This is a genomic window from Parabacteroides chongii, assembly GCF_029581355.1.
GTDB classification, from domain to species: Bacteria; Bacteroidota; Bacteroidia; order Bacteroidales; family Tannerellaceae; genus Parabacteroides; species Parabacteroides chongii.
Genome location: NZ_CP120849.1, coordinates 1,131,730 through 1,149,995, shown reverse-complemented (window position 1 = coordinate 1,149,995; position 18,266 = coordinate 1,131,730). Strand labels below are relative to the sequence as shown.

Here is an 18,266-nt window from a genome sequence, read left to right as displayed (position 1 = left end):
CTTTTGTTTCGTTTGTTTGTTATCTACCGGCTTGTTGCTGGCCTGGGTTATTTGTATACGGAGCCTGCTGCTGATATCCGTACGGTTGTTGGTACGGCTGCTGATAGGCTGTCTGCTGCTGGTAATTAGGCTGCGGTTGCTGGGGTTGTGGAGCCGGTTGCTGGTAAGCAGGGGCTGCACCCATATTGACCGTCATTGCCTGCAGTAAACGGCTGTATACCTGGTTGAGTTCGGCAAGCTGGCGGGTCATCTTTTCCGTTTCGTTGCGGAAGACCGAGCTGTCGGTAACCGAGCCGTCGTACATCTCGCGGATGCGGTTCAGGCCGCCGTTGATGTGTTCGATCGATTCGATTTGTGAGCTGATGCTCTTCAACTGTATTTCGTAGATCGTATTCAAGCCGGAGATGTTGCGGTTCAGCATTTCCATCTGCTGCACGTAGCCACGTGAGTTTTGGTTGATGCCGTCTGAATTGTCTGTAATGCTCTTATAAGAGTTAAGCAGCGTGTCGGATACGTTGGTCAGCGAGTTGGTGACATGGCTGAAACGTTCCATGTTTTCGGACATGCCTGACAGCTGTTCCAGATACTTTTGGGTTGCTTCGGTCAGCTCTGCCATCTTGGAGATCTGTTCGGCGGCACCGCTCAGTTTCTTGATGCTTTCGCTCAGGTTCTTTGTATCTTCTTCGCTGACATCGAGGTTGCCCAGTACGGACGCTCCGCCCAGGTCGCCTGTGATACCCGCTTTCTTGGCCGCACCGACATTTATCTTAATGCCTCCGCCCGCATTGTCGTCTTCGATGTTCTCGGGCGAGTTGATCAGGTTAGACATGCCTGTTCCGGCAAAGTCCGGACGGTCCATCGGGTTCTTCGATTTCAGGACGGGGAATACTTCTTCCCAATGATATTCGTTTGAAGGATGTTCGAATGCAGAGATAAAGAACACCAGCGCTTCCACCGTCATGGCGATGAACAGGATCTGATTACCATACGGCAGGTGCAGCAACTTGAACATGGCACCTATGATTACGATAGATGCTCCCCAGCTGTAACAGAAGTTCAGTACTCTCTTTCCCATGTCGCTGGAAAGGAACATTTCGATTCTGTTTTTATATCTTCTATATTTTCCCATAATGTTGTATGTTTCTTAATTTATTTTTTTCCTTTTGAGCGGGAGAAACCGATCTGTGTACGTGCGCAACGGAAGCCGATGTATGAACGGGTCTCGTTTTGGTATTCGAATGTGCGCATATCCGAACGGATGAATTGTGCCACGTCTTTCCATGAACCGCCGCGTACGACTTTCTTCTTCATCGCATACGGGTCTTCTTTCGCTGCGTTGTAGCGGAGATCCGGGTTCATGTCGCTCATCTGGCTCGGTCCTGATTCGGAGTACATGGTAGAAGTCCATTCTGCCACGTTACCTGCCATGTCATATAAACCGAACTGGTTCGGGGCAAAAGAGCCTACGCGCGACGGGATCAGATGGCCGTCTTCCGTATAATTCCCTTTTCCGGGCTTGAAGTTTGCCATGAAGCAACCTTTGGCATTCTGCAGTTCGTCGGTCGACCACGGGTATTTGTTCTCGTTTTTTCCGGCACGGGCTGCATATTCCCATTCGCCTTCCGTCGGCAGGCGGAACGGCTCGATCGCCTGTCCGGCAGGGAAGTTCAGCGATTGCTTGAACATATCGGTACGCCATACGCAGAAGGCGGTAGCCTGTTCCCAGGAGACACCTACGACTGGATAATCGTCATATCCCGGGTGCTGGAAGTACATACGCATGTATGGCTCGTTGTAAGCGTTATTGAAGTCGTTCACCCAGCAGGTTTCATCCGGGTAAATGTTTACGATACGGGTGTGAAGGAAATCCCACGGACCGCTCAGCGGGCGGGTCAGGGTTTCGTTGATGATATTGCCGTCATCGTCGATATAGGCAGTATCCTTCGAGATCGTAATCACCTCGTTCGGATTTACCTGGATATCTGTGTTGCGGACGCGTTCGCTCGGGTCCAGGCGGTTCTTGCGGAGAGCGGCACCGGTGTAGTCATACCATTCGTATTTATAGACCATCTGCTTTTCGTCCAAGCGCTTTTCGCCGGTGATCGGGTGTACGTAGTAAACGCTCTCGATGGCACGCAGCTCATCCTCGTTCGCCCGTTTCCAGGGGATCGGACGGCTCCAGTCCAAATGCGGAGTGACAGGTTCGCCATACCGGTCTTCGGTGATTTTGAACAGGTCGTTGCCACCATAAGCCGGGTCAGCCAGGCGTTCGCGGATGATAGAGTCGCGCACCCAGTAGACAAACTGACGGTATTTGGCATTGGTTATTTCCGTTTCGTCCATCCAGAAAGCGTCAAACGAAACACCTTTTGTTTCAGGATTGATTCCCCACAAGGAGTCTTTGTCTGCCGGTCCCATTTCGAACGAACCTCTTTTGATCAGAACCATGCCATAAGGCGAGGGTTCATTAAAAGCCACTGACCGTACCCCGGTAACTTCTCCTCCCGCTCCGGAAAGGGATTTACCACATGAGGTAAGCAAGGCTACTGCCATAAGTACTAATAATACTTTTTTCATATACTATAATATACGTACACTTTTATGTCTGTTCTTTCCTGTTTTCGTCTTCTTCAACTTTAACTGGTAGCGCACCAACACCTCGTGGCTACCGGAACTCCCTTTCAGCATGGCGGTGGTAGGGAAATCGTAAGCATATCCAACCTGAAATCGACCGAATGTGGCTCCCAATAATACTACTACCGACTCGTTTATACGCCAGGAAAGACCTCCGTTAAACATTTTATTATATACCATCCGTGCGGTGATATCCGCCTGGAAGCTTTGCATGTCTGTCTTCAAGAAAACAGAAGGCTGTAATTCATACAACGGGTTCCTGAGCTGAATATTGTATCCGCCTGTCAAATTTAATCCTGTAGAAAGAAAAGTATAGGCATTTTCTTCGAATTGCATTTCCGGGGCGGTGATATGGGTTGCTGCAAACCCGAGGTAGAAATGCTTGTGGGTATAGTAAATGCCGGCATTCACATCGAGAGCCATTGCCTGTACGGAGGTGCGCGGAATGGAGGGGTCCTCTTGCTGGTGGTAGTCGCTTTCGGGAATATATACTTTTGTCCCGTCGAAGCTCTTATTGAAAATACCTCCCTGCAGACCGACACTTAGCGTACCGCCGAATAATTTCTGTTTATAGGCATACTGGAAGGCTACTTTGGTGTTCTGGAACAATCCGATACTTTCCGAGTTGACCACCAGTCCGATACCGTGGTTGGTGCTGCCCAGTTTCAGGGGCATATCGGCGATCACAAAGAAAGACGTACCCGCATGGGGCATGCCGATCCATTGCTGGCGGAAGAGGCCGAGCATGTTCAGGTCTCCCGTCGTTCCTGCATAGGCGGGGTTGTAATATCCCAACCCCAGGAAGTACTGGCTTAACTGCACATCGTCCTGGGCCCGCACGTTCATCGTGCAGGTAATCAATGCGATAATAAACAGGAAGACTCTCTTCATCTAAACTATAACTAACAAGGTGAAAGAAGTTTCACCCCTACAATAACGCGGCAAAAGTACATAAATTGTATTTCCCGCAAAAAAACAAACGAGGCAGGGGACTTCGCAAGCCCACTACCTCGCCTATATTTCAATACTTTGTGTTAAAGCACATCAATATTCCTCTTCGTTGAAGAAGAAGTCTTCTTTACTTGGATAGTCAGGCCAGATATCTTCCATGCATTCGTAAATCTCACCTTCATCTTCCATTTCCTGCAAATTCTCAATTACTTCTAACGGCGCACCAGAACGTTGTGCATAGTCAATCAATTCATCCTTGGTTGCAGGCCAGGGCGCGTCTTCCAGCTTCGAAGCTAACTCTAATGTCCAATACATAGTCATCTAGTATTAACAACCACCCGAGGGCAGTCAGGTTCTCAAATTTTCCGCAAAAATAAAACAATATTTCTTAGTTGCAAGTATAATCCCAAATAATTTCTTTGCCATTATTCTTTATACATTCCTTGCGGGCCAAAACAAACAGATAATCAGAGAGTCTGTTTACAAAAATAAGTACAGGCTCTTCCACCGGATTTGTTTCGGCGAGGCGGTATATCTGACGTTCTGCGCGGCGGCAGACGGTACGGCAGACATGTGCCAGCGAAGCGGAACGGGTACCGCCGGGCAGGATGAAATTTTTCATCGGGGGCAGTTCGCTGTCCAGCCGGTCGATCTCACGTTCGATGTGTGCAATGCTTTCGGGAGTGACCTTGCTTTCTATTTTCAGTTCGGTTGTCTCCTGGTCGGTAGCCAGGTAAGAGCCGATGGTGAACAGTTTATGCTGTATAAAAGAGAGGAAATCGATGTCCGCCTGGTCATCCAGTGACGTGACAAGCAGGCCGATGAATGAATTCAGTTCGTCGATCGTTCCGTAACTCTCGATGCGCTGGTGCGCTTTCGATACCCGCTGGCCTCCCACGAGGGATGTTTTTCCCTTGTCGCCGCCACCGGTATAAATAAGGCTTTTTTTCATATACTTCTTTTTTTAATTATCAACACTCATCTATCTGTTCTCTACCGTCAGAAGTAGACTATATAGTCACGCTTGTGCAGCTTTCTGTTAAAGAAGACGATCCCCATCGAGTAGAGGTCGACCGTAACCGTCACCTCGGGATGGGCGCATACCTCTTTCCAAAACTCCCTCATCTTACGGCTTGTCTTGATTCCTTCAAAAACAAAGATCGTATCGTTATGGATATGCTTTGTACATTCATTAAACAACCAAACGTTGTTCTGTTGTTCATAGATTGTATTAAAAAATACAAAATCGACTTTCCCCATGTCTTCGAGCGCGCGGGGAAGCAGCTCTTTATAGTTTCCCGTGCGCAGGTCGATCGGGTTATGTGCCGCCTTCTCGAAGGCGATCCGGGCGATGGACGCGAACTCCGGGATGTTTTCAAGGGCGATGCATTTCAATCCGGGGGCATAGGAGGTCAGATAGAGGGTGGATAACCCCATCGACGGCCCCAGCTGAAGGATGTTTTGCGACTTGAAATAGTTCGTCAGGCGGAAAAGCAAGGCACCGTGCTTGGGCTTGATTGCCTCGCGTTCCACAATCTCTCCGATCGTACGGCGGCGGAGCTTCCCTTTCTGTTGTCTGTCCGGATAGGTTATGCTATCGTCGCGGAAAAGCAGCTGCTTCCGGATCAGTTCTATATCGTAAAAGCTATAATAGGAGCAACGTTCTTCTATCACCTTTGTTATCAGGTTGAAGACGAAAGGCGAGTGCACTCCGTAACCGCGGCGGTAACGTATGCCCCGGTATAAAAGTACACTTTTTCGTAAGGTATTAGCTTTGGGTATGATCTGCATTTCTCTTTTTGTATTTGTCACACAAAAGTAAGATATTCTTATTTATTGGCAATAATTAGCATCTACAGATTCATGCCGGAAGCAAAAATCATTTCATGGTGTATTGTACGGATGCGGCGGGAAACGAATCGTATGTAGCAAGGAATATCGTGCTGAGTAAAGACGGGGAGACTGGGGTACACTAATTGTTTGCTTGTTTTTTAAGGCAAGTAATCTGTTGCCGACAGTGTCGGCAACAACTTTCACCGGCAACCAGACAACAGGATGTCCGGTATTCCATACCGTGATACCCTGTTAGTCATCCGCAATAAAGGCAGTACCGGGGAGAACTACGCCGAATTGCTTCAAGTCTACATTGATCAATGCCATTTGTTCCGGTAACATGTTCAGAGGAGACGATGAGATTTGCTGCCATGTGTATCTTTTTCCCGTATAGGCCGATTCCCGTGCCATGACGGCGGTTAAGGCAGATGTGGCAGCCGTTTCGGCTATATTCAGTACTGTCCCTTTCCGGATATGATCGACCAGCATGATGTGTTCAAGCGTATACATGTCGTGTACTTTGAATTTCGACTTGGCTGCTTCCGCATCGTATTGCCAGATTGTTTCCCCTTTCCTGTTACGGATGGAGAAGTCGCTGCTGTGCCACGAGCCTTTTTCCCCTTGAATGACGATTCCGGCACCATTGTCACAGCCGTCTATCCTCCGGACCATTCCTTCCAGCATTACTCCGTTCTCATATTCGAAGTGCATGCTGAAATTGTCGTATACATTGCCTATATTCTTACGAATCCTGGAACCATAGGCAATGACATTAACCGGTTTGAGTTGCGTGAACCAGTTGAAAACATCTATCCAGTGGACCAGCATATTGCTGATTTGGTCGCCGTTCACCCAGTTCCAGTTGAAATGTCCGCGGATCATATATTCCATATCGGTCCATTCCGGACGGCGAACGATATATTGGTCACGTCCTGTATGATAATAGGCGTATCCCGATATAATAGAACCGATAAGTCCTTCCTGTACCTTTTGGTAAGAGGCGACAAACGGCCGGTCGAAATGGTATTGCGTACCGGGCAGGATGTTGATACCTGTATTCACCGCTTGTCTTGCCGCGGCTACGAACGTACGGTAACCTGCCGGATCGATGGCTGCCGGTTTTTCAACGAATACGTGTTTTCCCTTTTCAATCGCATATTTCATGTGCCCGGGATGGAAGCAGTTGGGGGATGCGATCAGCACAAGGTCTATCGGTAGTTCACACACTTTTCGATAGGCATCGAAACCGGTAAAGCACATCTCATCCGGGATACGGACGTTTTTCCCATCCTTCAGCCGTTGTCTCCCGGCTTCCAGTTTATCCGGAAAGAGATCGGCCAGTGCAACGATAGACAGGTCGTTTCCTGCATCGAGAAAGTTGAAAGCTGCTCCTATGCCTCTTCCGCCGCATCCGATCAAAGCTGCCTTGATTGGTTTCCCGTCGATCGCTTTGTCCGGTAGTTCGGGTATATAGAGTTCTTCGACAGGGTGTAACGGCACCTGCTTCCCCTTTTCTGAGCAAGAGGTAAATAGCAGACCGGAACCGAGCGTACTACTTAAACCGATAGTGGCTACGCCGGATAAAAAGTTGCGTCTGGTCAGTTTCTCTTCTAGTTCCATAAGAAAGGATTTAATGGGTCATTTTAATCAGCGTCTCGTACATCGTGTTCAGTTTATCGTTGCGTGTACGGTTTATCTCGGCAATTTCTTCATCATGGAGAAAGCCTTTGTTCAGGGTAAGGAAACGTTTATCCAGTTTTCGGGCCTCGATGATAAGAGGTTCGAGCTCTTTGATAAATGTTTCCGCCTGGTTCCGTTCAAACCGGCTGGATTCGTATCTGTTTTCTATCTCTTTGAATGTCAGGTATTGTACGCGCAGGTCGAACATTAAGCGCAGATGTTCAAACTCTGGTATGTTATTCTTCGGTTTTAGGGAAGCCAGTTGTTTTTGTAGGGCGATGGCTTCTGCTTTTACCTCTTTCACGGATGTACCTTTCGGGTCTTTTCCTCTGACGATCGTTTCCTGCGGACTTTTTAATATCTGCCACATTCGTTTACTTTCTTCCGGAGTGAAGCCAAAACGTTCCTGTCCATATTTCACGACGAAGGCTTGCGGGTCGATCGGTTCTTCATTTTTGAGGGACTCTCCATAGGCGGCAACTAATATGCGGAAGCCCGAAAGCGGATATACATATCTGACAGGAAACATCCCGATGACTTCCCAATTGGTGTCGTAGCTGAATCCGTAAGTGCCCGATGTGGACCAGGATGTCATAACCACTCCCTGATAACCGGCTTTACGGGCGTAAGGAATGAATGTCTTTTGGTTATTGAAATGCTTTTCCCATTGGGTCAGATAGATGTTGTCGGGGTGGCTGCGTATGGAAGGTGCTCCCCAAAAGGTGACTCCGGCATTGAACAGGTTATCCATATTTCCGAAATGGTCGCGATCCCATCCATAATTCCAGTCCACATAGATGATGTCTTTAGGCAATTCATGCAATGCTTCCGGATATTTCAGGATAATATCCGCCCATAAGACGGGTTGCTTACCCATCGATTCAACGATCTCGCACATGGCTTTCACGTAATCGACGAATAATTTCGATTTACCTTCTTTCCGGACTTTCTCTGCACAGGCTTTACAACTGCCCAGTAGATAAGTCTCATCTCCTCCGATATGGAAATAACGGGAGGGGTGCAGCTCTGCCATTTCTTTGAAGACTTCCGTGAATACTTCTTTGCATTCGTCTATCTTCATGGGACAAACCTGGGAAACTTCTTTCCTGTCCTCTTTCAAATGAGCATACCGGTCGTGGCGGAGAATGTATTCGGCATGCCCGAAGCAATTCTGCAGGGGAATGACATCGATGCCGAGCGTTGAACAATAAGAGACGAATGACCGGACCTCTTCGCGGGAATAGGCATATTTGTTGGAGATGGTGGCATGCTTATCATAAGGATAAGAACCTTCCCATTCCATAATGATCGTATTGATTCCGAATTCAGCCAGTTCCTTCGCGAAGTTCTTGAGGGCGGGCATTGTCATTACCTCGCAACGGAGGTCGATGTGAAATCCTTTGATGGCAAAATCATGTTTATTCATCGCCAAAGGCGATGAATAAACAGACGGACATAGCAGGAAGAATGCCAGGAAGAGTATACCTATGGTCTTCAAGCTGCGTATAGACTTAATGAATGTATTTTTCATATTTATATTTATTTGTTAGTCATGTGTTTACATGGTAGATAAACCGGATTCGGGAACTTCTGCCAATGGAGTTATGTTTAGTTCGGCACCTGTATATCCGGGATTCTGGTTGATACGTCCGGATGAGTTTCCGTCGATATCATTCTGTGGTACCGGCCACCAGATATGATAAGGGCTCATTTTAAATTCAGCGCCGTTCAGTGCCTTCACTCCTTTATTGTAGAAATTACCTCTGTCCATGATCCGGTCGTAAAAATAGTTATTTTGTGACAATGTAGACATACTATAGCTCCGACCTTTGTAATCTGATTTGCCGGTTCTTGCATACAACAGTGCAATACGGGTCAGTTCTATTTTCCTGTTTTCCTCATATAAAAGTTCACGTGTGCGTTCGTCCAGTAAGGTTTCCATATTTACTTCTCCCGGATTTAGCGGTGCTGCACCGGCACGGGCACGAACGATATTGATGTCACGCGCTGCTGAAGCCGGATCGTCTTTCCAAAGGTAGGCTTCGGCACGCAATAAATAAGTCTCTGCCAGGCGCATGACATACATATCCGAATAGCCGCCGTTGTACTGGGCTGCTGTGGCGGCATCGGGTTCTTCGATGTAGAGTTTATAATGTGCCCATTCTCCCCAGTTCCTCAAGGTGTCGATACATAATAATTGTCCGTCGTCGCTCCACAAGCGTATTGGCTGATGGTAGTACGGTGTACCTTTCAGGTCCGGATTGTTATAGACAAGATCTGTCATTTTCATCCAGTTTCCGGGGGTATGGCGCAGGTCGTTGCTGTCGTCCCAGACGGCATTGGAGCTGTACCATGTCAGGCGGCAACGTCCGATGCCTCGTCCGTAAATACCATTATAATCCAGTTCCGGCTCTTTCAGGCGTTTGTCGGACATACCCGGTTTGCCGTCGGGAGTTTGGATACGATTGGTCGTGTTGGCCCAGAACGGGAGAAAGTTACGCATAGCCAGTGTCTTTTGGGATGATTTTGCTGTCTGGTATTCATACCGGTCCAGTGTTGCCAGTAGGACTTCTTTGTTTTCCGTGCTGTTTTTATTCAGCGGGCGGTGCAAATCCCAAAGTACATTTTTGGTGTTGTCAGTAACGTCAACGCCGAAACGATTAGTCATTAAACTGTAACGTCCTCCGTCGATAACGGCATTGGTTGCTTTTATGGCTTCATCAAAATCTCCGAGGGTCAGGCAGATTTTGGCTAGCAGATGATAGCAGGCTCCTTTGGAGATGCGTCCTCTGCTATTATCTTCCGCAACCCATTGAACTGCAAATTCCATATCCGATTTGATCTTCTTCAGGATACCATCGCGTTCCACCGAGCATAAGTTGGTAACGGGAGTTTCCACCTCCGTGAAGATGGCGGGAATATCATTGAATAACATACAAAGCCGGTAGTAACGGAAGGCTCTGTGCCATAATGCCATACCCAGGATATTGTTTCGTTCGCTTTCGGATTCGTATGTCGCATCGTCTATTCGGGTTATTACGGTATTGGCGTAACGTATGCCGAGATAATCGTTGGTCCAGTACCAGTACATACGGTTTGTCTGGTCCCAGTTATTATTTGCTGTCGGCAGGATCTTTTCATTCAGGTTCTGGGCGGGACCGGAGATATCGGTCGTTCCCAAAACGCATTGCTCTGAAAAGATCATAGCGGTCAGTATGGGAGAATGTTGTCCTACGAACTCTTCCCGCAGTAAACGGTCGCATGCCGTAACGGAACTCAACATTCCTTCTTTATCGATCAAGGTATTTCCCGGAGAGTAGAAAGACAATGGATCCGGATCTAACCAGGATTCGCTACAACCTGTTGCCAGGAACATTGTTGTCAGGATAGCATATATTATTTTTTTCATGACTGAATAGTATTATTTAGTTAGACATTAGAATGTTACATTGACACCCAGTGTATAGGTGCGATTGGTACTGCTTACGGTATTGGGGCTGTCGGCGTTGTATGCTTCCGGGTCATAATATTCCCAGTCCGGAGCCCAGCAACCTACATTCTTGATCGTTCCGTAGATGTTCATTCCCTCTATTTTGAATTTGTTCAGGAATGATTTAGGTACGGTATAGCCTATGGATATATTATCCAGCCGGATGAATGACAGGGAACGATAGAAGTTCGCTCCGATATTCTTGTCATCCGAATATAAGCGGGCATACTCGTTGGTCGGATTTTCCGCAGTCCAGTAAGGGATCTTGAAATAGTTGGTCTTTGTCAGTGTACCGGCTTCGAAATGCTTTGCACGCTGGTAAGGCGCTTTATGTCCCCAATAAGAATAAAGCATAAAGGACAGGTTCCAGTTTTTAAACAAGGTGAATTCGTTGCGAAGGGTCCAGCGGAAACGCGGTGTTTTGTATCCGATAAACTCCTTATCGTTGTTATCATAGATTTTATTGCCGTCCACATCCTTGATCTTCATATCTCCTGGGCGAAGACCATATTCAGCAGCCTGTTCGGCTTCATTTTCCTGCCATACACCGATAACGTTGTATGTCCAGATGGAACTGATATCCTTTCCGATGAACCATTCGTTCTTGATATCGTCCATCTCTTTCCGTCCGATGACATTTCCGTTGTCGTCAAGTACATTTTCATAATCGCCGTACAGATGGTTTACTTTGTTACGGTTTAAAGAGAAATTAAATGTGGTATTCCACTGGAAGTTCTTTGCATCGATATTCAAGGTCCTCAGGGAAAGTTCAAAACCTGTATTCTGAACTTCGCCCAGGTTGGCCATAACTTCACCGAAACCGATTGTTTCCGTGAGGCTGCGGTTGATCAACAGGTCGGAAGTAACCATTTTGTACACGTCGATATTACCGGAAATGCGGCTGTCGAGGAATCCGAAATCAAGACCGAAGTTAAAGGAACTGGTTGTTTCCCATTTCAGGTCTTTGTTTGCCATTGTGCTTACGTATACGGAGTTGGAGAGGTCTATATTACCATTCAGGGTCTGATAAATGTACTGGTCCGTTTTCATTTCAGCTAAAGCTGCGTACATACCGATATCCCTGTTTCCGTTTTGTCCCCAGGATACACGCAGTTTACCGAAGTCCATTGCGGGGAATTTGAAGAACGGTTCTTCTGAAAATACCCATCCGAGAGCAACAGAAGGAAAAGTCGCATGCGGATTGGATACGCCGAATGCCGAATAACCGTCCCGTCTGACGGATGCTGTAAGCATATATTTTTTGTCGAACGAGTAGAACAAGCGTCCCATCAGGGCATCGCCGGTATTTCTGGTGTCGTTGCTGGAGATTGCCGGTACCGTACCTGCCTGCATTCTGTGATAACCCAGTATGTCGCTGGGGGCAAATTGCTGAGTAGTCTGTATTTCCTGCCAGGATTGGTTTTCTTCAGCATTCTGTAACAAGGTCACTTCTACCTGGTGTTTTTGGGCAAATGTATGTTCCCAACGGATCAGGTTATCCACCTGCCAGTTGTAGGACATTTCACTTCTTCGCTCCGCATCTCCGCCGAATGATTTCCATACAGGATGTTGTGAAGAGCGGTGGTTCCTGTAGTTGTACAGCAACAGGCGGGGAGAGAAATTTACCTGATAAGAAATACCGAACGGCAGTTTTATTTTGGCATACATGCTTCCGGTGAAGGAATTGCGTATCGCCGAACGGTCTATGAATGAATCGTTATAAGCCGAGTTAATGGAACTGGCATTGTCTATACCTGTCGGATACAGCATCGGGTTACCGTCCAGATCTGTTGGAGTGGAATAGGGAGTATTTGCCCATATCTGGTTCACACTGCGTGGGATAGCTCCCTGGTCGCGATAAGAATATTGTACATTGACACCGGCTGACAGCCAAGAGGTTACATCGAAGTCCAGTTTCAGCCGGCTTCTATAAGATTTGTATTTATCGCCGATAACAATACCTTCATTGTTCAGGTAACCCAATGACCAGTAATAACTGACTTTATCTTTCTTTCCTGAAATGTTGACATTATAATCTTGTCGGAATGCTTTCTGATATGTTTCATCATACCAGTCGAATGTTCTTCCGGCAAAATAGTTGTCAAGCTCCGGTTCGAACAGTCCCAGGCGGACGAGCCAGTCATAGGTGTAGTTGCCGGTAGTGGGACGATAGGAGATCCAGTCTTCCAGGGTTACACCTGCCGGAAGGTTGTTGGGGTCTGAAAATTCTCCCGGTTTATGATCTTCGAAGATACTTTCCTGCACATCTTCACGCCATGCAAGGTATTCCTGTGGGTTGTAAACATCCATCTTCTTCGCGAGGGTGGAGATGCCGACGCTGGCATTGAATTGGACGGTAGGTTTTTCAGCCGATCCTTTTTTCGTTGTGATCAGCACGACTCCGGCTGCAGATTTGGCACCATAAACGGCTGCCGAGCTGGCATCTTTCAATACGTCGATTTGGGCGATATCGTTCGGATTGATTTCATCGAGGCTTCCGTAGTAAATAATACCGTCTACCACCAATAAGGGTTCGTTGCTGGCTTTGATCGAACGTTTTCCGCGAATCTCCATGCTACCGCCGCCTTTCGCTGAGTTATCGAGTCCGATATTCAAGCCGGCAACGTTTGCCCTAAGGATATCCTGAACGGTAGCGGGACGTTCTTTTTCCAGTGAAGTCGCTTTTACCTGGGTCACGGCACCTGTCAGGTCTCTTTTCTTTTGTACACCGTATCCAACCACGACAACCTCTTCCAGATTCAGGATCTCTTCTGCCAGGCTGATGTTGAGTGTCTTTTGCCTTTTTACAGGGACTTCCTTCGTTACGTACCCGATAAAGGAGAATGCCAATACTGCATTTTCATTTGTAACGGTTATGGTGTAATGACCGTTAACGTCCGTTATAACTCCGTTGGTAGTCCCTTTTTCCATTACATTTACACCGGGTATCACTTCTCCTTTGTTGTCGGTGACGATACCTGTGACTGCTTGTTTTTGTTGAGTGGCAGAAGGAATGTTATTTGTCTCTGCTGCAAAAACTGGTACTATGGTCATAAGCAGGAAGGCCATAAGTAATAGATCGAATGCCAGTCTTTTTCCATTGTTGATTTTTTTCATACCATCGTACTTTTAAGATTAATAAACTTCCTAATTTTTCACCAGGGATAATGCTTTATTATAAATATCTTTTGTATTTACCGGTTTGCCGCCTTGCCGTATACTTTCATTGGCTGTTTCCATGAATGTGTATATCTCTATCGTTTCTGACGGGCTGACGGGGGCTTTGCCTGTCCGGAAAAATGTGAGGATCGATTTTAATAGTCCTTCATACCCTTCGTATCCTCCGGCAGGAACAACTTTCTTTTCACAAATGACCGTACCGCCATAGGAATGAGAACTGTTCCTTAGTCCTCGAAAAGTCCCTATGCGACCATCTTCCCAAACACCTACAGCGACATCGGAACCTTCATTGGAAGTACATGTGACGGATTGGCATCCTGCTCCCATCAGGGTGTATAATATTTCTACTCCATGGATCCCGTACCAAAAGAATCCCGCATGTGAAGGTTCGTTTGTACAGGGTGAATAGCAGTCTGCTCCGACAACCTTTCCTTCCGGGCCGTTTCCGTTTCTCAGTTCTGAATTTCGTGGAGAGAAACGTAGTGCCGAAGAGGAGAATATGGGCACTTGTTTTTCTTCCGCCAGTTTGTAGATTGCCAGAACATCGGAAAGACGGGCGGCTACAGGCTTGTCTATGAACAACGATTTACCGCTTTTTATGACTTCTGTTGCCTGTTCGGGATGTAAGGTCCCGTCGTTTGTTTCCAGTAAGACACAGTCTACCTGTTTTAGTAGTTCTGCTATGGATGAGGTTATTTGTATTCCATGACTTTTAGCTGTCTCCGTATATTTAGGTATGCGGTTGTAGCTGGATTCGATCGTTTGCGATCCGTAGGGATAAGCGGCTACTATCTTAAAACCGACGTAATCGGGTGCCTGGTTCTCTCCGTTGATCAACTTAATAAAAGCCTCGGAGTGGGAGGTGTCTAACCCGATAATGCCCAGCCTGATAGTCTCCTGTGCCTGGAGTCCGAAAGCTGTGAGCAATTGGAAAACAAGTAGTAATAGTACATTTCGTTTCATAGGATTATCTTTTAGGAGTTATTATTTATTATCCTGTATTTCTTTGGTAAAAGGGATGCGCTGTCCATATCCAGATATAGCCGGGCATTTTCTTTATTGCGTAAAATCGTAGATGGATATTTTTCACTTACCGGAGCGTACAGTGTGTTGTAGATAGCCTGTGCCTTTGTTGTAGCCGGGACTATGCAAAAAGTATATGTAGCCGACATCAGGACAGGGATGGTGAGCGTGAATGCCTGATGAGGAACTTCGTTAAGTGATGGAAAACAGCCGTCGTGCACTTGTTGTAGCCTGCATTGAGGAGCAAGGTCGACCACTTTCATCCAGGCTTTGTCGTTGAAATCGGCTACATGGGGATCGTTGAAAGCGATATGTCCGTTCTCGCCTATTCCCATGCAGATAATATCGATTGTTCTTTCGGAAAGTAACCGGGTATAGCGCTCGCATTCCTGTTCGAAATGGTCTTTTGTCATTTGTATGTAGTAGACCTGTTTGAAGTCAACTTTTCTGAATATATGTTCTCCCAGGAAATTTCCGAATCCTTGCGGGGCATCCGGCTCTAAGCCGATATATTCATCCATATGAAAGGCATTGATCCGGTTCCATTCGATCGTGCTGTCGGCAATAAGTTCTGCCAGGAAATCATTTTGGGAAGGAGCGGCTGCAAAGATCATATTGATTTCGTCTTTGTTTCGTAATAACTCACGGATCGTTTGTGCGACATCCGATGCAGCGTTCGTTCCCATAGATTGCCTGTCAGTGAATACCTGTACAGTAAGCTTGTTGTTTTTAAAGTGTATCATTTTACTTTTGTTTTTATTTATTTCTTTAATGACCAGTTCATAATGCGGTATCCGAAGACGGCGTACCAGATCAGATATATATAGCAAGGTATTAATACCCAGTAGCCGGTTTGCAGGGATGTTGTATCTGCCAGTTTGCCATAGACAAGCGGAAGGATCGCATTCCCGCAGAGGGCCATGACCAACATGGATGAACCTATTTTGGTGAAACGTCCCAGATTACGTATAGCATGAGGCCATATACCTGCATAAATCAGTGAGTTGGGGAGTCCCAGGGAAGCCAGGAACCAAATGGATAAACCAGCATTATGACCTAACAAGGAAATGTTCGTATGAGCGAAAATAACTCCAAAAGAGAGGAGCAATCCTAATACTGTACAGACTATCAATGCATTTTTTTGTGAAATATATCTGGGGATCAAAACTATTCCCAACAGGTAACCCAATATAGTTGCTCCGAGTGTGTAGGATGGGAAGAACTTGGCATCCAGCAGGCCGACTCCCATGGAACCTGCATAGCTGATGATCGTATCTATGGCTACGACTTGTGTTCCGACATGTAGGAATAATGCCAATACTCCAAGTATCAGATAAGGAAACTGGAAAACAGAGGTCTTATTGCAGTTGGCGGTCGCCAACTCTTCATTCTCTTCTTCCGGGTTGATATCGGGTAGTTTCGATTTATAGATGAATAGACCGATAAACAGGAGTAAGAGACTGAGTATGCTGTAGGGAAGTATGACTCCACGTATCAGTTCATTGAGGGCTGCCTCCTTGGCTATCCCGCTCAACAGTCCTGATTCTACGGATTCCAGGATATCCTGGCTTTTGCCTAGTACGACTGCTGCAAATATGATAGGAGAGACTATACCGGCGAATTTGTTACATACCCCCATTATGCTGATACGACGGGCAGCTGTTTCAATGGGACCTATAATAGTGATATAAGGATTGGCTGCCGCCTGAAGGACCGACAATCCGGTTCCCATAGTAAACAGACCGGTTAGAAAAATCCAGTAAGTCCTGTTCAATGCTGCCGGAATAAAAAGCAATGCGCCTGCTGCCAGGCAGAAGAATCCGTACATCATTCCTTTTTTATAACCGGTTTTTTTCAGTAAATAGGCTACTGGGACCGACATGACCAGATAGGCTATATAGAAGGCGAACGTAACAAAATACGATTGGTAGTTCGTTAATTCACAAGCTATCCTGAAATAAGGAATCAATATAGAATTGACCCATGATACAAAGCCGATAATAAAGAATACGACACCGATGATGGCGATTCCGATTATGACATTTTGCTTTTCTGTTGTGTGATTGTTCTCTGACATATAAACTGTATTTATAATTTCATTTCCCAGCCTTCCTGATAGTTTCTCGACCAGTATTTATCTGCTATCAGCTTGTTTTTGATATGCCCGTTTTCAGGATCGGTTTCCAGTCTTTCTCCTGAACGTTGGGCGATGTTTCCCAGTTGTACGAGAAGCGTGCTTATATGTCCGGATTCTATCCCGGCATTAAGTTGCTCTCCTTTTTTGATCGCATTAAAAAAGTTCTGGATATGGATGGCATCCAGTTGCTGTGCCGGATCCATTCGGTTACGTGGGTCAGTCTGTATTTTACTTTCTACTTCGCGGAGAACCTGGTTTTTATGATCCATGATTTTATAATGGTTTCCGCCTCCTATCAATAGATTGGCTTTTTCCCCGTAGAAAAGTGCACCGACTGAGTTCCCCTCTATTTTGAAAGAATTACAGGAATGCCCCTCCCATATCATTGATTTCTTTCCGCCAAAGTCCAGGTTGATAACCTGTGTATCGGGTGCTTCCCAGTCATCCTGGTAATAGTAACGTCCTCCGGTCGATTGTACGTTAGTCGGATAATCGAGTTCCATGCCCCACCGTAACAGATCGATCATGTGTGTGCCGTTATTCAGAGCTTCTCCGGTACCCCATTGCCAGAACCAGTGCCAGTTATAATGGATGACATTATCTTTGTAAGCGGTACGTGGAGCAGGTCCTTGCCATAGCTCCCAGTCAAGCCAGTCAGGGACGGAGGCTTTTTTCCCGGTTCCGATGGGTGCCCGGTTGTTCGTGTACCATGATTTTCCGAAAAAGACATTTCCTATGGTTCCTGCTTTAATCTCGTTGATAGCTTCCACAACATTAGGCCATGAACGGCGCTGGTTTCCCATTTGGACTACCTTATTGTATTTTTGTGCTGCACGAACCAGTATTTCGCCTTCTTCCGGTGAATGGCTACATGGTTTTTCAAGATAAACGTGCTTGTCTGCCTTCATCGCCAGTAAGGCTGCCGGAGCATGCCAGTGGTCGGGAGTGGCTATCACTACTGCATCCAGATCTTTCTTTTCAAGCAACAGACGTAAATCCTTATATCCTTTCGGAGTTGTATTGCTGATTTTGGAAACTTCTGCAATACATTTGTTTAAAGCTCTGGAGTCGACATCGCAAATGTGTTTTATGATGCAGTTCTCCTGTTTTGCAAAATTCCTTGCCAAAGCGGCTCCACGGGAATTCACTCCTATACATCCTATCTGAATCCGGTCGTTCGCTCCTACTATGTTCGCATAGCTTTTCGCACTGAATTTCGGCAACACGCCACCGAATGATAGCATAGCTGTTCCGGCTACTGCTCTTTTTATGAAATTGCGTCTTGTTGTCATATTGCTTAATTTTAGTAAATCTCAATATGACAAATTTAGGGAGATG

At 46.4% G+C, this 18,266-nt stretch carries 14 protein-coding genes and 1 pseudogene; 1 reads left to right on the top strand and 14 read right to left on the bottom strand.

The window, feature by feature from the left end; all coding sequences use genetic code 11:
* Positions 1 to 19: 19 nt before the first annotated feature.
* The 6 genes from porL to P3L47_RS04665 form a co-directional block, all read right to left on the bottom strand.
* Complete coding sequence (gene porL, locus P3L47_RS04690) at positions 20 to 1,129, bottom strand: type IX secretion system motor protein PorL/GldL (RefSeq protein ID WP_233577076.1); 1,110 nt, start codon at positions 1,127 to 1,129, stop codon at positions 20 to 22.
* Between the two features lie 20 nt (positions 1,130 to 1,149).
* A complete protein-coding gene (porK, locus tag P3L47_RS04685) occupies positions 1,150 to 2,577 on the bottom strand; it encodes a T9SS ring complex lipoprotein PorK/GldK (protein ID WP_122361433.1) in 1,428 nt (475 codons plus the stop codon).
* A gap of 3 nt (positions 2,578 to 2,580) precedes the next feature.
* Positions 2,581 to 3,525 (bottom strand): PorP/SprF family type IX secretion system membrane protein, encoded by a 945-nt coding sequence (locus tag P3L47_RS04680; protein ID WP_122361432.1) that lies wholly within the window; start codon positions 3,523 to 3,525, stop codon positions 2,581 to 2,583.
* A 153-nt stretch (positions 3,526 to 3,678) separates the two neighbouring features.
* Positions 3,679 to 3,900 (bottom strand): DUF2795 domain-containing protein, encoded by a 222-nt coding sequence (locus tag P3L47_RS04675; RefSeq protein ID WP_005633363.1) that lies wholly within the window; start codon positions 3,898 to 3,900, stop codon positions 3,679 to 3,681.
* A gap of 73 nt (positions 3,901 to 3,973) precedes the next feature.
* Positions 3,974 to 4,537: a cob(I)yrinic acid a,c-diamide adenosyltransferase gene (locus P3L47_RS04670; RefSeq protein ID WP_122361431.1), complete on the bottom strand. Its 564-nt coding sequence runs from the start codon at positions 4,535 to 4,537 to the stop codon at positions 3,974 to 3,976.
* A 47-nt stretch (positions 4,538 to 4,584) separates the two neighbouring features.
* Complete coding sequence (locus P3L47_RS04665) at positions 4,585 to 5,376, bottom strand: O-methyltransferase (RefSeq protein ID WP_122361430.1); 792 nt, start codon at positions 5,374 to 5,376, stop codon at positions 4,585 to 4,587.
* An 89-nt stretch (positions 5,377 to 5,465) separates the two neighbouring features.
* Between P3L47_RS04665 and P3L47_RS23750 the strand changes: the two are divergent.
* Positions 5,466 to 5,561: pseudogene (locus P3L47_RS23750) on the top strand (DUF4625 domain-containing protein); the annotation flags it as partial.
* Between the two features lie 109 nt (positions 5,562 to 5,670).
* Here the strand turns inward: P3L47_RS23750 and P3L47_RS04660 are convergent.
* Genes P3L47_RS04660 through P3L47_RS04625 form a run of 8 tightly spaced genes read right to left on the bottom strand, consistent with a single transcriptional unit; the run spans position 5,671 to position 18,220 of the window.
* Positions 5,671 to 7,038 carry a Gfo/Idh/MocA family protein gene (locus P3L47_RS04660; protein ID WP_277782842.1) on the bottom strand — a complete coding sequence of 456 codons (1,368 nt, stop codon included), beginning with the start codon at positions 7,036 to 7,038 and terminating at the stop codon, positions 5,671 to 5,673.
* Between the two features lie 10 nt (positions 7,039 to 7,048).
* Positions 7,049 to 8,629 carry a family 20 glycosylhydrolase gene (locus P3L47_RS04655; protein ID WP_233577074.1) on the bottom strand — a complete coding sequence of 527 codons (1,581 nt, stop codon included), beginning with the start codon at positions 8,627 to 8,629 and terminating at the stop codon, positions 7,049 to 7,051.
* 27 nt (positions 8,630 to 8,656) lie between these two features.
* Positions 8,657 to 10,507, bottom strand: a complete 1,851-nt coding sequence (locus P3L47_RS04650) for a RagB/SusD family nutrient uptake outer membrane protein (protein WP_277782841.1) — start codon at positions 10,505 to 10,507, stop codon at positions 8,657 to 8,659.
* 27 nt (positions 10,508 to 10,534) lie between these two features.
* Positions 10,535 to 13,705 (bottom strand): SusC/RagA family TonB-linked outer membrane protein, encoded by a 3,171-nt coding sequence (locus P3L47_RS04645; protein WP_233577072.1) that lies wholly within the window; start codon positions 13,703 to 13,705, stop codon positions 10,535 to 10,537.
* Positions 13,706 to 13,735: 30 nt separating this feature from the next.
* Complete coding sequence (locus P3L47_RS04640) at positions 13,736 to 14,731, bottom strand: Gfo/Idh/MocA family protein (RefSeq protein ID WP_046145994.1); 996 nt, start codon at positions 14,729 to 14,731, stop codon at positions 13,736 to 13,738.
* Between the two features lie 11 nt (positions 14,732 to 14,742).
* Positions 14,743 to 15,534: a 6-phosphogluconolactonase gene (locus tag P3L47_RS04635; protein ID WP_277782840.1), complete on the bottom strand. Its 792-nt coding sequence runs from the start codon at positions 15,532 to 15,534 to the stop codon at positions 14,743 to 14,745.
* A gap of 17 nt (positions 15,535 to 15,551) precedes the next feature.
* A complete protein-coding gene (locus P3L47_RS04630) occupies positions 15,552 to 16,868 on the bottom strand; it encodes a sugar MFS transporter (protein WP_122361427.1) in 1,317 nt (438 codons plus the stop codon).
* An 11-nt stretch (positions 16,869 to 16,879) separates the two neighbouring features.
* The gene (locus tag P3L47_RS04625; RefSeq protein WP_277782839.1) at positions 16,880 to 18,220 is read right to left on the bottom strand and encodes a Gfo/Idh/MocA family protein; all 1,341 of its coding nucleotides are present in this window, start codon (positions 18,218 to 18,220) and stop codon (positions 16,880 to 16,882) included.
* Positions 18,221 to 18,266: the final 46 nt, after the last annotated feature.

What these genes read in the sequence shown, in the direction of transcription:
- porL (WP_233577076.1), bottom strand. Translation starts at nt 1,129, where the DNA reads ATGGGAAAATATAGAAGATATAAAAACAGAATCGAAATGTTCCTTTCC.
- porK (WP_122361433.1), bottom strand. Translation starts at nt 2,577, where the DNA reads ATGAAAAAAGTATTATTAGTACTTATGGCAGTAGCCTTGCTTACCTCA.
- P3L47_RS04680 (WP_122361432.1), bottom strand. Translation starts at nt 3,525, where the DNA reads ATGAAGAGAGTCTTCCTGTTTATTATCGCATTGATTACCTGCACGATG.
- P3L47_RS04675 (WP_005633363.1), bottom strand. Translation starts at nt 3,900, where the DNA reads ATGTATTGGACATTAGAGTTAGCTTCGAAGCTGGAAGACGCGCCCTGG.
- P3L47_RS04670 (WP_122361431.1), bottom strand. Translation starts at nt 4,537, where the DNA reads ATGAAAAAAAGCCTTATTTATACCGGTGGCGGCGACAAGGGAAAAACA.
- P3L47_RS04665 (WP_122361430.1), bottom strand. Translation starts at nt 5,376, where the DNA reads ATGCAGATCATACCCAAAGCTAATACCTTACGAAAAAGTGTACTTTTA.
- P3L47_RS04660 (WP_277782842.1), bottom strand. Translation starts at nt 7,038, where the DNA reads ATGGAACTAGAAGAGAAACTGACCAGACGCAACTTTTTATCCGGCGTA.
- P3L47_RS04655 (WP_233577074.1), bottom strand. Translation starts at nt 8,629, where the DNA reads ATGAAAAATACATTCATTAAGTCTATACGCAGCTTGAAGACCATAGGT.
- P3L47_RS04650 (WP_277782841.1), bottom strand. Translation starts at nt 10,507, where the DNA reads ATGAAAAAAATAATATATGCTATCCTGACAACAATGTTCCTGGCAACA.
- P3L47_RS04645 (WP_233577072.1), bottom strand. Translation starts at nt 13,705, where the DNA reads ATGAAAAAAATCAACAATGGAAAAAGACTGGCATTCGATCTATTACTT.
- P3L47_RS04640 (WP_046145994.1), bottom strand. Translation starts at nt 14,731, where the DNA reads ATGAAACGAAATGTACTATTACTACTTGTTTTCCAATTGCTCACAGCT.
- P3L47_RS04635 (WP_277782840.1), bottom strand. Translation starts at nt 15,534, where the DNA reads ATGATACACTTTAAAAACAACAAGCTTACTGTACAGGTATTCACTGAC.
- P3L47_RS04630 (WP_122361427.1), bottom strand. Translation starts at nt 16,868, where the DNA reads ATGTCAGAGAACAATCACACAACAGAAAAGCAAAATGTCATAATCGGA.
- P3L47_RS04625 (WP_277782839.1), bottom strand. Translation starts at nt 18,220, where the DNA reads ATGACAACAAGACGCAATTTCATAAAAAGAGCAGTAGCCGGAACAGCT.